We start from the raw sequence: 14,660 nt of genomic DNA on the forward strand, positions 1-14,660 counted from the left end.
TGATGCTGAACGCAGCCTGAAGCCGCCTGAAGCCGTCTTCAGGTTCGGTTTGCGACCCTGTGCGTATGCGCCTGTTGATCGTGGAGGACGAGAAGCGGCTGGCGATGTCCCTGGCCGGGGGGCTCACCGCCGAGGGCTTCGCCGTGGACGTCGTGCACGACGGTCTCGAAGGGCTGCACCGGGCCGCCGAAGGGGTGTACGACCTCGTCGTCCTCGACATCATGCTGCCCGGGATGAACGGCTACCGGGTCTGCGCCGCCCTGCGCGCCGCCGGCCACGAGATGCCGATCCTGATGCTGACGGCGAAGGACGGGGAGTACGACGAGGCGGAGGGCCTGGACACCGGGGCCGACGACTACCTGACCAAGCCCTTCTCGTACGTCGTCCTGGTGGCCAGGATCCGGGCGCTGCTGCGGCGCCGGGGCGGCGGTTCCGCCTCGCCGGTGGTCACCGTCGGCGCCCTGCGCATGGACACCGCCGCCCGCCGCGTCCACCTCGGCACGGCCGAGATCACCCTCACCGCCAAGGAGTTCGCGGTGCTGGAGCAGCTCGCGCTGCGGCCCGGACAGGTGGTCAGCAAGGCGGACATCCTGGAACACGTCTGGGACTTCGCCTACGACGGCGACCCGAACATCGTCGAGGTGTACGTCAGCGCGCTGCGGCGCAAGCTCGGCGCGCCCGCCATCCGCACGGTGCGCGGCGCCGGATACCGGCTGGAGGCGCTGTGAGGTCGGTACGGGCCAGGGCCGCGCTCGGTGCCACCGTGGTCGTCGCCCTCGCGCTGGTCGGCGCCGGGCTCGCCGTACTCCTCGTGCTGCGGGCCAACCTCACCGACCAGGCCGGTCTGCAGGCCGAGGTGGTGGCCCGTGAAGTGGCCGGGCAGTTGGCCCTCGACGTGCCGTACGACCGGCTGGAGATGCGTACGGAGGAGGACCATCCGGTCCAGGTGACCGACGAGGACGGGCGCGTGGTGGCCGTCTCCAAGGACCTGCAGGCGATCTCCGGCACCGGTACGGGACAGGTCACCCCGGCCCCGTCACCGGCCGCGGGGAGCTCCGCCGGTTCCGACGACGACGACGGCGACAACGACGAAAGCGACGACGACGGGCGGCGCAGCACCCCCGGCCGGGGCGAAGTCGACTCCGGAGAACCGGACTTCGGCAACGGCACCGCGACCGTCGACGGCGAGACGGCCGACTACCGCTTCGCGACCGTCCGGGCGACCACCTCCGCCGGGGTGACCCTGACCGTCCACGCGGGCGCCCCGCTGGCCGCCGAGCAGGAGGCGGTGGGCAGCGTGCGCGGCGCGATGCTGATCGGGCTGCCGGTGCTGCTGCTCGTCGTCGCCGGGGTGACCTGGCTGGTGACCCGGCGGGCGCTGCGTCCGGTCGAGGGCATCCGGCGCGAGATGGCCGCGATCACGGCGTCCGAGGACCTGAGCCGGCGGGTGCCGGAGCCCGGTTCCGGTGACGAGATCGCCCGGCTGGCCCGTACCACCAACGAGACCCTGACGGCGCTGGAGGCGTCGGTGGACCGGCAGCGTCGCTTCGTGGCCGATGCCTCGCACGAACTGCGCAGCCCGATCGCCTCGTTGCGTACCCAGTTGGAGGTGGGCGCCGCGCATCCCGAGCTGCTGGACGTACCGGGCGCGGTCGCCGACACCGTACGGCTGCAGGCGCTGGCGGCCGATCTGCTGCTGCTGGCCCGGCTGGACGCGGGGGAGCGGCCGGGACGCACCACGCTGGACCTGGGCGCGCTCGTCCACGAGGAGGTCTCGCAGCGCACCGGCGACCGGATCGGGGCGGCGGTGTCGGTGCCCGAATCCGGTGGGTTCGAAGTGACCGGCTCCCGTGGGCAGTTGGCGCGGGTGATCGGCAATCTGCTGGACAACGCCGAACGTCACGCGGAGCGTGCGGTGTCGATCTCGGTACGCGCGGAACGCGGTGGCGTCGTCGTCGCGGTCACCGACGACGGGGCGGGGGTCCCGCAGGACGAGCGCGAGCGGATCTTCGAGCGTTTCGTGCGACTCGACGACGCCCGCACGCGGGACGAGGGCGGCGCCGGTCTGGGCCTCGCCATCGCCCGCGACGTCGCGTCCCGGCACGGGGGCCGGCTGACGGTGGAGGGCGCGCGGGAGGGCGGTGCACGGTTCGAGCTGTGGCTGCCGAGCGCCGGCTGAACGCCGTCCCGCTCCCGCGGCGGTTCATGTCCCGGGCGGCGCACGGCCGCCGTTTCGCCGCGGGTCACCTTCCGGGCAGCGCGGGGCCGCCTCGTCGCCGTCTCGTTCCGAGCCGTGCGAGACCGCAGCCCCGCCGTGCGTCACACCTTGCCGCGTCGCCCCCGCAGATGATCGGCGATCGGTGCCAGCGCCGCGTGCAGGTTCGCCAGCGACTCCGGCGTCAAGAGGTCCATGAAGTGCTTGCGTACCGACGCCACGTGGTGCGGGGCCACCTTCCGCATCGTCTCGGCGCCGTCCTCGGTGAGGACCGCGTACAGACCGCGCCGGTCGGACTCGCAGTTCTCCCTGCGGACCAGGCCGGCGTTCTCCATACGGGTGATCTGGTGCGAGAGCCTGCTCTTGGACTGCAGCGTCGCGGCGGCGAGGTCGCTCATCCGCATGCGCTGGTCGTCCGACTCCGAGAGGTTGACCAGGATCTCGTAGTCGTTGTTGGTCAGGCCGAACGGCTGGAGGTCCTTCTCCAGCTGGTGCATCAGCAGCCTGCTGACGTCCAGGTGGGTGCGCCAGGCGCACTGCTCCGCGTCGTTCAGCCAGCGGGTGGCCGTCTCGGTCTCCATATATGGATTCTACCTAAGAAGTTGAAAGCCGGACGAAGTGGGGGAGTGTGACGCCCGGCACCCGCTCGGATCCGGGCTCGGGTGCGAGGTGCAGACGTTCGACGTCACACTCCGCAGACTACCGTTCACCAACCGAAGCGACGCTGGAGGTCCCCGAGCTGACCGGCCGGACGGTGCGAGGAGCCGGGTTGACCCGGAAGGCCGGGCACCCCGGCCTGTGCCGGTGTCGTCCCCGTCGGCCGCTCGGGCATCAGTGCCTCGGTCGACTGGAGCAGCACCGTGCCCGCGCCGACGAACTCGAACTGGTGCTCCTCGCCGGAGGTGCCGCCGATCCCCGTCATCGACCGCAGCCCGCCCAGCACGCCCGTCATGTAGCCGTGGTCGTAGTGGTGGCACGGCGAGGGGCAGTCCGCCCAGCCCACCAGGGCCTGCGGGTCGACCCGCAGCGGCGGCTCCATGAAGACCACCGGGCCGTTGGAGGCCGCCACGAACTTCCCGGTGCCGATCAGGGTCAGAAAGCCCGGCACGATCGACTGCTTGAGAGCCAGCGTCGGCTGGTACGCCAGCAGATTGCCGGACCGGATCGTCAGGTTTCCGTCGTCCAGGTCGTACGAGTTCACGTCGAAGGCGCGGTCCGCGAGCAGCATCTTGCCGCTGCCCTCGGCCACCACCCAGTCGCTCGCGTGCAGCGGCGAGTGGAAGCTCGTCCGGAGCAGCCGCTCGAAGCGGCCATGGCCGATGCCGTCGAACTCGATGCGCCCGTAGTAGGCGATCATCTTGCCCTTCTGCAGGAACCATTGGCTCCCCTTGAGCTCCACGCAGAAGGTGTACGCGTTGACGTTGTCGTCCGACGGCAGTGTCATCGGATCGAAGACCACGGGCGTGCTCACAGCTTCTCCTCCGAGGCCTGGACGTACACCGCGCCACTGCCGCTCAGCTCCAGCTGGAACGCCTCGCCGGAGCCGCGCCCCACCATGTCGCGCCAACCGAGCGCGGTGGAGAGCTTGTTGCGCACGTCGCCGTGGTGCGCGACATACGCCTGCGGGTCCACGTGCACCTCGCGGCCCGGGGTGATCGGCAGCTCGATCACCCCGCCGTGTGCCATGACGGCGACCGCGCCATGACCCTGGAGAGTGGTGGTGAACAGCCCCTGCCCGGTCACCTGGCCGCGCACCATGCCCATCACCCCGCCCTGCGAACCCATGAACATCGTGCCCTGCCGGAGCGTCCCGTCGAAGGCGAGCAGCCGGTCGGCCTCCACATAGAGGGTGTCGCCGGACAGGTTGATCACCTGGATGTGGTGGCCGCCGTGGCCGAACATCACCGTGCCGTTGCCCTCGACCGTCATCAGCGGGGTCGCCTCGTTGGCCACCCGACGGCCGATCATCGACATCACGCCGCCCTGGCCGCCCTGGATGTTCGGCGTGAACGAGACCTCGCCGCGACAGGCCAGCATCGCTCCGCGCTGGCTGTACATCTTCTGGCCGGGAAGCACGGTCGCCTCGACCATCTTCGAGTTGATCTCACGGAACGGCATCAGACATCGCCCCCGATGGTGTTCCGCTCGCTCGGCTGGACGTAGACGACGCCCTCGCCCTCGAACCGGATCTGGAAGGACTCCCCGGAGCCCTCGCCGATCAGCGTCCGGAAGTTCACCCCCGACTGGAAGTGCTGCTGGAGGCTGCCCTGGTGGGCGATGTAGGCGCCGGGGTCGACGAACAGCGGGTACTGGGCCGAGACCCGCAGCGCCACCGCCGAGCCGTCCGACATGATCGCCGCCTGCCCGGTGCCCTCGACGGTGGTGGTGAACAGGCCGTTGCCCGTCGCTCCGCCGCGCAGGCCGGTGAAGCTGGTGCCGGTGCGCAGACCGGCCTCGGTGCACAGCAGATTGCTCGCCTCGACGTAGAGCTTGTCGCCGCGCAGCGAGACGAGGCTGATCTCGCTCGCGCGGTCGGCGAAGTAGCAGGTGCCCTGCCCCTTCACCTCCATCACGGACATCTGTTCGCCGGTCAGCCGGCGGGTCACCATGCCGCGCAGGCCGTCACCGCCGCCGGTCATCTTCTTGAACGTCATCCGGCCGTCGTACGCGACCATCGAACCGTTCTTCGCCTTGACGGCGTCGCCGGTCAGGTCGACGGCGAGCGTTCTGCTGCCTTGGAGTCGGAACATTGCCACGGAGCCGACGGTAGCGGCCGGGCACCGGCCGGGACAGGGCCGCAGGGCGGAACCGGCACCCTGAACCGCCCCTGATACGCATCCGGTACGGGACCCGGACGTGATCGGGACGTATCCCGTACGGAGCGACGACGGATCGGGACGCGGCCCGGCGATGCGCGACGGGGAGCGACGGCGGCCCCATGGTCCGGACGCGACGGCGGCCCCCCGTCCGGACGCGGGGGCGGCCCCCCGTCCGGACATGACGGCGGCCCCCCGTCCGGACACGACGGCGGAACGTGACCGGAGACATACGGCCCCCGGCGCCGAGTTCCGCCCGTGTCGATGCCACAATGGGGTGCGCTTGTGCCTCCATTCACAAGCCGTCACGACCCTCCCACCGAAGGTGCCCTCGTGGACATCAAGACCGCTACCGCCCTGCACCGGCTGCGCCTCATCTCGATTCCCGAGGCGCTCTCCTTCCCCGCGCTGATCATCTTCGGCTCGATCCTCAGCCGGGTCTCCGACATCGACTTCCTGATGATGCCGCTCGGCATCCTGCACGGCGTGCTCTTCGTGATCTACGCCGTCCTGCTCCTCGACGTCTGGTCCAAGACCAAGTGGCCGCTGAAGCGCGTCGCGTTCTTCTTCCTCCTCGCACTGCTGCCGTTCGGCGGCCTGTACGGCGACAAGGTGCTCAAGCGCTACGAGGCCGACGGCGTCATCGCCGCCCGCGCCCGCCGGGAAGGCGTGGTCAGCGCATGATCGTCGCGTTCTCGGTCAGCCCGCTGGGCGTAGGTGAGGACGTCGGCGAGTACGTCGCCGACGCCGTCCGGGTCGTGCGGGAGTCCGGGCTGCCCAACCGTACGGACGCCATGTTCACCTCCGTCGAGGGCGAGTGGGACGAGGTCATGGACGTCGTCAAGCGGGCCGTCGCCGCCGTCGAGGCCCGCGCCGGACGCGTCTCCCTCGTCCTGAAGGCCGACATCCGCCCCGGTGTCACCGACGGCCTGACGTCCAAGGTCGAGACAGTCGAGCGGTACCTGGCGGACTGAGCAGCCGTCCGCCCGTTCCACGCCCCGACGAGCCCCCGCGCCCACCCGGCCGGGGGCTCGTCCCGTTCCCGCGCGCGCTGCCCCGGTGCGCGGTGCTCAGGGAGCTCCCGCCGCCATCGCGATGCCCAGCGGTGTGCGTTCGTACAGCACCTGGTGGCCGTACCGCCGCGAGGCGAGCAGGCCCGCGGCACGCAGCACCGACAGATGCTCCGACACCGACGAGGGCGCGAGGGAGAGGCGGTGCGCCAGCGTCGTCGTCCCGGCGGGTTCGTCGAGCGCGCACAGGATGTCGGCCCTGGCCCGTCCGAGCAGCCGGGCCAGCACGTCCGGGGTGTGGTCCGCGGACTCCGTCCACAGCCCGCCGATACCGCGCGCCGGGTAGATCACGGCCGGCTGCCAGGGCGGCTCGTGCCCGCCGACCACCTCCGGCCAGACGAAGACGCTGGGCATCAGGACCAGCCCCTCGCCGCCGAGCACCCGGGAATGATCGCCGCGTGTGCCGGTGACCGTGAGCGTCGAACCGGTCCAGCGCAGCTGCGGACTCAGCTCGCCGAGCAGCCGCTCGAAGCCGAGTTCGGCGAGACGCCGTGAGTGGTAGGCGATGTCGGCCTCCAACAGGGCACGCAGACGCGGCCAGTGCGGCTCGACCATGACCCGCCAGGCCTGTTCCAGCAGATCGGTCAGCTCCCGGACCGTCCGCGCGGGATCGGCCAGCATCCGCCGCGCGGCGGGCGAACCGAGGCCGCCGGGCATGCCGGCGAGGGCCTGCGCCATGTCGTCCCGGGCCACCAGCGGATCGACCGCGCGGACGGCGGCGATCTCCTCCTCGAAGGTGGCCAGGGGGCCGAGCGGGGGCGGGCAGATGAAGTCGGGGTTGTGCCCGCCGTCGGGCATCAGCCGCCACAGCGGCGTGAGGTCCAGTCCGGCGGCGGCCTCGCCGATCCGGCGCAGCCAGGGCAGGTGGTAACCGTGCCGGCTCGGCCGGTCGAGCGTGCGTACGGCCTCCTGCGTCTCCCAGAGCGGGGAGAGCGCGAAGCGGCAGCGGAGCAGGTCGCTCTCGTCGAAGTGGAGATGGAACGGCACAAAGGCTCCGGCAGGATTCGGCGTCAGCCGAAAGTCTACGGATGGGCCGCATCGTTCGGCCAGGCTGCGTCCATGCCGAACGACGACCGTACGCAGGCGGGCACACCCCGCACCGCCCCCGCCCCCGACGCGCCGTTCCCGGTATGCGCCCCGGAGCCCCGCGACCCGCACGACCCGAGCAGCGGGCGGGGACTCCCGGGCGGGGCCGACGGCGACGGCGGGCCTCCCGGCGCGGCCGGAACCGCCGGTACCGACGTCCCCGGCGGCGCGCCCGGCCCCGGTGCCGCGGCCGACGGCGGGGCGGGACCGGGGACCGAGGGCGGCTACCGGGCCGTGTTCCGGGTGCGGGAGTTCCGGGCGGTGTTCGCGGCGCACCTGCTCTCGCTGCTGGGCGTGGTCGTCAGCGAACTCGCCCTCACCGTCCTCGTCTACGACCTCACCGGCTCGCCGCTGCTCTCCGCCCTCACCTTCGCGCTGGGCTTCCTCCCCTACCTCGTCGGCGGCACGCTCTTCGCCGGGGTCGCCGACCGCTATCCCGCACGTCGCGTCCTCGTCGTCTGCGATCTGGTCTGCGCCTGCTGCGTCGCCGTCATGGTGCTGCCGGGCACCCCCGTCGGAGGGCTCCTCGCACTGCGGTGCGCCGTGGCGGCGGTCGCGCCCGTGTTCACCGGGACGCGGACCGCCGCGCTCACCGACATCCTCGGCGAGGGCGACCTCTACGTCCTGGGCCGTTCGCTGCTGCGGATCGTCTCGCAGAGCGCCCTGCTGACCGGCTTCGGTGTCGGCGGTGTGCTGCTTGCCGCGCTGTCCGCGCGCGGAGCGATCACCATCACCGTCGGGACGTTCCTCTGCTCGGCGGCCCTGCTCCGCTTCGGCACCCGTGACCGGCCCGCCAGGACCGGCGGTGACAGCGGCGGCGCGCTGCTCAAGGAATCACTGGCCGGGGCCCGCATCGTCCTCGCCGACCGCAGAATCCGCGCGCTGATGCTGCTGTTCTGGGTACCCGCCCTGTTCGTCGTCGCACCGGAGGCGCTCGCCGCCCCGTACGCGCACGAGATCGGTCTCGGCCCGGCCGCCCTCGGGCTGCTGATGTGCGCGATGCCGGTCGGGCACATCGCGGCCGAGTTGTACGCGGGCGCCGTGCTGACCCCACGCGTCCGCTCCCGGATCGTGCTGCCGGTCGCCGCCGCCGGGCTGCTGCCGTTCCTGCTGTACGGGATCCGCCCCGGCATGGTCCCGACCCTGGTGGCGCTTGCGCTGGCCGGGGTGGGGGCGGCGTACATCATCGGCCTCGACCAGTGGTTCGTCGATGCCGTCCCGGAGGAGCTGCGGGGCCGGGCCATGACCCTGCTCACCGCCGGGCTGATGACGGTCCAGGGCATCGGCATGGCGCTGGCCGGGCTGGCCGCCGAATTCGTCCCCGTGCATCTGGTGGTCGCGGGGTCCGGGGCGATCGGTACGGTGTGCACGCTCCTGCTGGTCCGTGAGGTCAGGGCGACAGCGACCGCGAGCGGTCCTCGGACCGAACTTCGAGACAGGGCTGACCGGCATATGACCAGTGGGTAAGGTCGACGGCGTGCCGAAGCCGCTCAGTCTCCCCTTCGATCCCATCGCCCGCGCCGACGAACTCTGGCAGCAGCGCTGGGGCCCGGTGCCCTCGATGGGGGCGATCACCTCGATCATGCGCGCGCAGCAGATCCTGCTCGCGGAGGTCGACGCGGTCGTCAAGCCGTACGGGCTGACCTTCGCGCGGTACGAGGCGCTGGTGCTGCTCACCTTCTCCAAGGCGGGCGAGCTGCCGATGTCCAAGATCGGTGAGCGGCTCATGGTCCACCCCACCTCCGTCACGAACACCGTGGACCGGTTGGTGCGCTCCGGCCTGGTCGCCAAGCGCCCCAACCCGAACGACGGCCGCGGAACCCTCGCCTCCATCACCGACAAGGGCCGCGAGGTCGTCGAGGCCGCCACCAAGGACCTGGTCGACATGGAGTTCGGGCTAGGGGTGTACGACGCCGAGGAGTGCGCGGAGATCTTCGCCATGCTGCGGCCGCTGCGGATCGCGGCCCAGGATTTCGAGGAGCCGTAGGACAACATTTCGAGGCCCGGCCCGCTGCAAGATCGCCCAGGGCGTCCGGTTACGCTCGATTCCATGAAACGCAGTGTGCTGACCCGGTACCGGGTGATGGCCTACGTCACCGCAGTCATGTTGCTGGTGCTCTGCACCTGCATGGTCTTCAAGTACGGCTTCGACACGGGCAAGGATCTGACGCTCGTCGTCTCCCAGATCCATGGCGTGCTCTACATCATCTACCTGATCTTCGCCTTCGATCTGGGCTCCAAGGCGAAGATGCCGGTGGGCAAGCTGCTCTGGGTGCTGATCTCCGGCACCATCCCGACGGCCGCGTTCTTCGTCGAACGCAAGGTCGTCCGCGAGATCGAGCCGCTGGTCGCCGACGCTTCCCCCGTGACCGTCAAGGCCTGAGCGGGCCGGGCTCCCGGCCGCACCGCACACCACCCGAACCGCCCCGTGCGAAGCACCGGGCGGTTTGCCATCGACATTTACTAGGACGTCCTAGTAAATTCGATGGTATGGACGCTGACGCGATCGAGGAGGGCCGCCGCCGCTGGCAGGCCCGTTACGACAAGGCCCGCAAGCGTGACGCGGACTTCACCACGCTCTCCGGAGACCCCGTGGAGCCCGTGTACGGCCCCCGCCCGGGGGACACGTACGAGGGCTTCGAGCGGATCGGCTGGCCCGGCGAGTACCCCTTCACCCGGGGGCTCCACCCGACCGGCTACCGGGGCCGGACCTGGACCATCCGCCAGTTCGCCGGCTTCGGCAACGCCGAGCAGACCAACGAGCGCTACAAGATGATTCTCGCCGCGGGCGGCGGCGGGCTCAGTGTCGCCTTCGACATGCCGACCCTGATGGGCCGCGACTCCGACGACCCCCGCTCGCTCGGCGAGGTCGGGCACTGCGGCGTGGCCATCGACTCCGCCGCCGACATGGAGATCCTCTTCAAGGACATCCCGCTCGGCGACGTCACGACGTCCATGACGATCAGCGGACCCGCCGTCCCCGTCTTCTGCATGTATCTGGTCGCAGCCGAGCGCCAGGGCGTCGACCCGGGCGTCCTCAACGGCACGCTCCAGACGGACATCTTCAAGGAGTACATCGCGCAGAAGGAGTGGCTCTTCCAGCCCGAGCCCCATCTGCGCCTCATCGGCGACCTGATGGAGCACTGCGCCCGCGACATCCCCGCCTACAAGCCGCTCTCCGTCTCCGGCTACCACATCCGGGAGGCCGGGGCGACGGCCGCGCAGGAGCTCGCGTACACCCTCGCCGACGGCTTCGGTTACGTGGAGCTCGGCCTCTCCCGCGGGCTGGACGTCGACACCTTCGCGCCCGGTCTCTCCTTCTTCTTCGACGCGCACCTCGACTTCTTCGAGGAGATCGCCAAGTTCCGCGCGGCCCGCCGGATCTGGGCCCGCTGGATGAAGGAGACGTACGGCGCCAGGACCGACAAGGCGCAGTGGCTCCGCTTCCACACCCAGACCGCCGGTGTCTCGCTCACCGCCCAGCAGCCGTACAACAACGTCGTACGGACGGCGGTCGAGGCACTCTCCGCGGTCCTGGGCGGCACCAACTCGCTGCACACCAACGCCCTCGACGAGACGCTCGCGCTCCCCTCCGAGCAGGCCGCCGAGATCGCGCTGCGCACCCAGCAGGTGCTGATGGAGGAGACCGGCGTCGCCAACGTGGCCGACCCGCTGGGCGGTTCCTGGTACGTGGAGCAGCTCACCGACCGGATCGAGGCCGACGCCGAGAAGATCTTCGATCAGATCAAGGAGCGCGGCACCCGGGCCCACCCGGACGGGCAGCACCCCATCGGGCCCATCACCTCCGGCATCCTGCGCGGCATCGAGGACGGCTGGTTCACCGGCGAGATCGCCGAATCCGCCTTCCGGTACCAGCAGTCGCTGGAGAAGGGCGACAAGCGCGTCGTCGGCGTCAACGTCCATCACGGCTCGGTCACCGGCGACCTGGAGATCCTGCGGGTCAGCCACGAGGTCGAGCGCGAGCAGGTCCGGGTGCTCGGCGGTCGCAAGGACGCCCGCGACGACGCCCGGGTCAAGTCGGCGCTGGACGCGATGCTGGCCGCCGCCCGCGACGGCTCCAACATGATCGCGCCGATGCTCGACGCGGTACGGGCCGAGGCGACGCTCGGTGAGATCTGCGGGGTCCTGCGCGAGGAGTGGGGCACCTACACGGAGCCGCCCGGCTTCTGACGGGCGGGCGGCGGCGATCGGTGTCGCCTCCGAGCGGGCGAGTGCGGTCGCGCCCGGCCGCCGCGGCCCGCCCGGTTCACGCCGAGGCCGCCGCGCCCAGCCCCGCGAGCAGCAGTACGGTGAAGCGCCGGGCCCAGTCCGCGTCGACGGGCTCGGCGCTCACCAGGGTCCGGTGCACGACCGCGCCGGCGATCACATCGAAGATCAGATCGGCGGTCGTCGCCGCCACGGCCTCGTCCGATTCGACGGGCAACTCCCCGCGTTCCTGGGCCCGTTGGCGGCCCTGGAGCACCAGCCGCTTCTGCCGGTCCACGATCGAGTCGCGGATCCGGGTCCGCAGGGCCTCGTCACGGGTCGACTCCGCGACCACCGCCATCAGCGCCGTCCGGGTCTCCGGCCGCTCCAGCAGCGCGGCGAACTGCAGAACCACCGCCTGCACATCGGCCGACAGGCTGCCCAGGTCGGGCAGTTCCAACTCGTCGAAAAGGACTGCGACGGCGTCCACGACCAGCTCGTTCTTGCCCGCCCACCGCCGGTACAGCGTCGTCTTCGCGACCCCGGCCCGCGTCGCCACGTCGCCCATCGTCAGCTTCGACCAGCCGAGGTCGACCAGGGAGGCTCTGGTCGCCTCCAGGATCGCTTCATCGGCCGCGGCGCTGCGCGGACGCCCCGCTCGAACGGGTTTGGGGTGGCCGTGGCTCAGCATGCCGCGACCATACCGGTCAGTAAGTAGAACCGACCGGCCTCGTTCACCGTGAGACAGATCACCGAACACACTTGTGCGCGAGGGGTGCCCGACAGTTACGCTACGGGTCGTAGCGTAAGGACGACGGTCGTGCCGTCGTGACGCCACGACCGAACGACAGCCACAGGCACCGGGTGGGGACCCGGCGCCGGAACGGGCCATTCAGGGGCCCTCGGGCCGTGTCTGTCCGTGCGCCCCGCACTCCGGTGGGGACCCGCGGACGGGTGCGGTTCCCGGATCGCTTTCCGTATCGGTGCGCCGAGGGGGGAGGATGTACGTATGCAGCCTAGGAACATGTCCATGAGCGGCGTCGTCGACCTCGCCGCGGTGAAGGCGGCCGGCGAGGCCAAGGTGAAGGCGGAGCAGGCCCGTGCCGAGGCCGCCCGGCAGGGTGGTGGCGGTGCCGTGTCGCCGTCCGCCCTGGTGATCGACGTCGATGAAGCGGGCTTCGAGAGCGATGTCCTGCAGCGCTCCGCCGAGGTCCCGGTCGTCATCGACTTCTGGGCCGAGTGGTGCGAACCGTGCAAGCAGCTGGGCCCGCTCCTGGAGCGTCTGGCCCGTGAGTACAACGGCCGCTTCGTGCTGGCCAAGGTCGATGTCGACGCCAACCAGATGCTGATGCAGCAGTTCGGCATCCAGGGCATCCCGGCGGTCTTCGCCGTCGTCGCCGGGCAGGCCCTCCCGCTCTTCCAGGGCGCGGCCCCCGAGGCCCAGATCCGGCAGACGCTCGACCAGTTGATCCAGGTCGGCGAGGAGCGGTTCGGTCTCACCGGGATCGTGGTCGACCAGGACGCCGCCGTCGAGGGAGCCGACCGGACTCCGGCCGAGGCGCCCGCGGGACCGTACGACGCCCTGCTCGAAGCGGCCGTACAGGCCCTGGACGCCAATGACTTCGCCGGTGCCATCCAGGCGTACCGGAACATCCTGTCCGACGACCCGGCCAACACGGAGGCCAAGCTCGGTCTCGCCCAGGCCGAACTGCTCGCCCGGGTCAAGGACATGGACCCGCAGCAGGTCCGCAAGGACGCCGCGGACAACCCTGCCGATGTCGCGGCACAGCTCGCGGCCGCCGACCTGGACCTCGTCGGCGGGCACGTCGAGGACGCCTTCGGCCGGCTCGTCGAGACGGTGCGCCGTCACTTCGGTGACGACCGGGACACGGCGCGGCTGCGGCTGCTGGAGCTGTTCGAGGTGATCGGCCCCGACGATCCGCGGGTCGGTGCCGCGCGCACGGCGCTGGCGCGGGTCTTGTTCTGATGTGACAACGCGGCCGTGGCACCCCCCGGGTGTCACGGCCGTTTTCGCGAGCGGGCGATAAGAGACGCCCCTGCTTTACCAAATCTTGATAAAAGTACGATCTGTTACTCGCAGTAAATCACCCCTCGGGATCTGTCCGTATAAGGGATCCGATCCTCCCTTTCGTCCTTCCGCCCGGCGCCACCCTGTGTGGCCGGGCGATGCCACCCGGTCGCGCATCGGTTATCGGGCCGTTACTAGCCAGTAACGAACCCCCTTGTGCCACGGGCGGGAATGCACCACGATCGGCCACGCTCGGTCCAATAACGCCAGCCCGACTGCCAGTCGGCGCGGCGGCCCTGTTGGGTCCCCACCGAGTGGGTCGGCGGCAGTGGAGCCGACTCCGGACAGGGGGGTTCCTGCCGTCCGGCAGGGCCTGTCCGAACAGGTTGCGCGTTCGCGCGGCCAGTGGTTGTCGCTCGGGGGTGATCGCCGGTGATTCGGACGCGGTTCCTGCCTCCGTGCGCGGCGCTCTCTTTCCGAGGACGTAGCACTTCTCCCATCCCAGGACGGGCCGAGGCCCGGACCGGAGATGTACGTCCGAGAAGGAGGAAAATTTATGAGTTCCCAGGTTCGTGGCGGCACCAGATGGAAGCGTTTCGCTCTGGTCATGGTGCCGAGCGTCGTCGCGACCGCCGCAGTGGGTGTCGGTCTCGCGCAGGGCGCGCTCGCGGCGTCGTTCAGCGTGTCCGGCCAGAGCTTCAAGGTGCACGCCGACAAGCTGGTCGGCCACAACTTCGTGCAGTACGGCAGCGTGGCCACCGGCACGGACCCCGAAGGCAAGAACGGGGCGCACGCCGTGGCCGTGTCCGGCTTCAGTGACGCCACGATCACCAACATGTGCCAGTCGGTGGTCACTCCGAACCTTCCGTTCGGCCTCGGCACCGTCACGCTGCAGCTGAACGCGGGTACGAACCCGAAGAAGCCGGTCAAGGCGACCAACCTGTACCTGGACGTCGCCGAGCTCGACGCCGATGCGTACTTCGAGAACATCGACATCGGTGTGGCGGCCGGTTCCGTCGGCAAGCCTGGCATCCAGTCCGGTACCGAGAAGGCCGTCAACCCGAACGGCTTCGCGCAGCGCGCCCAGACGGCCGTGCTGAAGGACGTGAAGCAGGAGGCGTGGGCGACCACCGCAGGCACCTTCAAGCTCAGCAACCTGAGCTTGCGGCTGAAGTCCGGCAACCAGCCTTGCTACTAGGGCACTTGCCCAGGGCGGCCGGTGCGCCCGCCACGGACCT

General features: G+C 70.7%; 16 protein-coding genes. 10 read left to right on the top strand and 6 right to left on the bottom strand.

Annotated elements, in window-relative coordinates; translation table 11 throughout:
• The first annotated feature begins 65 nt into the window (after positions 1 to 65).
• Positions 66 to 728: a response regulator transcription factor gene (locus ACIQCZ_RS06230; protein ID WP_402280065.1), complete on the top strand. Its 663-nt coding sequence runs from the start codon at positions 66 to 68 to the stop codon at positions 726 to 728.
• Positions 725 to 2,179: an ATP-binding protein gene (locus ACIQCZ_RS06235; RefSeq protein ID WP_402280066.1), complete on the top strand. Its 1,455-nt coding sequence runs from the start codon at positions 725 to 727 to the stop codon at positions 2,177 to 2,179. The genes ACIQCZ_RS06230 and ACIQCZ_RS06235 overlap by 4 nt, the downstream gene beginning before the upstream one ends.
• Positions 2,180 to 2,319: 140 nt before the next feature.
• On the opposite strand, the gene ACIQCZ_RS06240 is transcribed toward ACIQCZ_RS06235, so the two are convergent.
• The 4 genes from ACIQCZ_RS06240 to ACIQCZ_RS06255 all read right to left on the bottom strand — a co-directional run bounded on the left by ACIQCZ_RS06240 (position 2,320) and on the right by ACIQCZ_RS06255 (position 4,965).
• Positions 2,320 to 2,796: a MarR family winged helix-turn-helix transcriptional regulator gene (locus ACIQCZ_RS06240; protein WP_402280068.1), complete on the bottom strand. Its 477-nt coding sequence runs from the start codon at positions 2,794 to 2,796 to the stop codon at positions 2,320 to 2,322.
• 125 nt (positions 2,797 to 2,921) lie between these two features.
• Complete coding sequence (locus ACIQCZ_RS06245) at positions 2,922 to 3,686, bottom strand: AIM24 family protein (RefSeq protein WP_402280069.1); 765 nt, start codon at positions 3,684 to 3,686, stop codon at positions 2,922 to 2,924.
• The gene (locus ACIQCZ_RS06250) at positions 3,683 to 4,333 is read right to left on the bottom strand and encodes an AIM24 family protein (RefSeq protein WP_376291499.1); all 651 of its coding nucleotides are present in this window, start codon (positions 4,331 to 4,333) and stop codon (positions 3,683 to 3,685) included. The genes ACIQCZ_RS06245 and ACIQCZ_RS06250 overlap by 4 nt, the downstream gene beginning before the upstream one ends.
• A complete protein-coding gene (locus ACIQCZ_RS06255) occupies positions 4,333 to 4,965 on the bottom strand; it encodes an AIM24 family protein (protein ID WP_402280251.1) in 633 nt (210 codons plus the stop codon). The genes ACIQCZ_RS06250 and ACIQCZ_RS06255 overlap by 1 nt, the downstream gene beginning before the upstream one ends.
• Positions 4,966 to 5,364: 399 nt before the next feature.
• On the opposite strand from ACIQCZ_RS06255, the gene ACIQCZ_RS06260 reads away from it, so the two are divergent.
• Positions 5,365 to 5,715, top strand: a complete 351-nt coding sequence (locus ACIQCZ_RS06260) for a DUF3817 domain-containing protein (RefSeq protein ID WP_351084937.1) — start codon at positions 5,365 to 5,367, stop codon at positions 5,713 to 5,715.
• A complete protein-coding gene (locus ACIQCZ_RS06265) occupies positions 5,712 to 6,005 on the top strand; it encodes an MTH1187 family thiamine-binding protein (RefSeq protein ID WP_014048385.1) in 294 nt (97 codons plus the stop codon). The genes ACIQCZ_RS06260 and ACIQCZ_RS06265 overlap by 4 nt, the downstream gene beginning before the upstream one ends.
• A gap of 96 nt (positions 6,006 to 6,101) precedes the next feature.
• Here the strand turns inward: ACIQCZ_RS06265 and ACIQCZ_RS06270 are convergent, their stop codons facing one another.
• Entirely contained in the window at positions 6,102 to 7,088 is a 987-nt protein-coding gene (locus ACIQCZ_RS06270; protein ID WP_402280072.1) for a DUF5937 family protein, read from the bottom strand.
• Positions 7,089 to 7,160: 72 nt separating this feature from the next.
• On the opposite strand from ACIQCZ_RS06270, the gene ACIQCZ_RS06275 reads away from it, so the two are divergent.
• From ACIQCZ_RS06275 to ACIQCZ_RS06290, 4 genes are all read left to right on the top strand, one after another.
• Complete coding sequence (locus ACIQCZ_RS06275) at positions 7,161 to 8,654, top strand: MFS transporter (protein WP_402280073.1); 1,494 nt, start codon at positions 7,161 to 7,163, stop codon at positions 8,652 to 8,654.
• Positions 8,655 to 8,664: 10 nt separating this feature from the next.
• Positions 8,665 to 9,174, top strand: a complete 510-nt coding sequence (locus tag ACIQCZ_RS06280) for a MarR family winged helix-turn-helix transcriptional regulator (protein ID WP_402280075.1) — start codon at positions 8,665 to 8,667, stop codon at positions 9,172 to 9,174.
• Positions 9,175 to 9,237: 63 nt separating this feature from the next.
• Positions 9,238 to 9,570 (top strand): DUF3817 domain-containing protein, encoded by a 333-nt coding sequence (locus tag ACIQCZ_RS06285; RefSeq protein ID WP_402280077.1) that lies wholly within the window; start codon positions 9,238 to 9,240, stop codon positions 9,568 to 9,570.
• A gap of 107 nt (positions 9,571 to 9,677) precedes the next feature.
• Entirely contained in the window at positions 9,678 to 11,378 is a 1,701-nt protein-coding gene (locus tag ACIQCZ_RS06290; RefSeq protein ID WP_376213728.1) for a methylmalonyl-CoA mutase, read from the top strand.
• Positions 11,379 to 11,454: 76 nt separating this feature from the next.
• Here ACIQCZ_RS06290 and ACIQCZ_RS06295 read toward each other — a convergent pair whose 3' ends face one another.
• Positions 11,455 to 12,084 (bottom strand): TetR/AcrR family transcriptional regulator, encoded by a 630-nt coding sequence (locus ACIQCZ_RS06295; RefSeq protein ID WP_402280078.1) that lies wholly within the window; start codon positions 12,082 to 12,084, stop codon positions 11,455 to 11,457.
• 318 nt (positions 12,085 to 12,402) lie between these two features.
• On the opposite strand from ACIQCZ_RS06295, the gene ACIQCZ_RS06300 reads away from it, so the two are divergent.
• Both ACIQCZ_RS06300 and ACIQCZ_RS06305 read left to right on the top strand, forming a co-directional pair.
• A complete protein-coding gene (locus tag ACIQCZ_RS06300) occupies positions 12,403 to 13,380 on the top strand; it encodes a tetratricopeptide repeat protein (RefSeq protein ID WP_402280079.1) in 978 nt (325 codons plus the stop codon).
• A gap of 598 nt (positions 13,381 to 13,978) precedes the next feature.
• Entirely contained in the window at positions 13,979 to 14,620 is a 642-nt protein-coding gene (locus tag ACIQCZ_RS06305; protein WP_351074719.1) for a DUF6230 family protein, read from the top strand.
• Positions 14,621 to 14,660: the final 40 nt, after the last annotated feature.

Origin of the sequence: Streptomyces sp. NPDC093149, assembly GCF_044754145.1 — a bacterium.
In the GTDB taxonomy this organism is placed as follows: domain Bacteria; phylum Actinomycetota; class Actinomycetes; order Streptomycetales; family Streptomycetaceae; genus Streptomyces.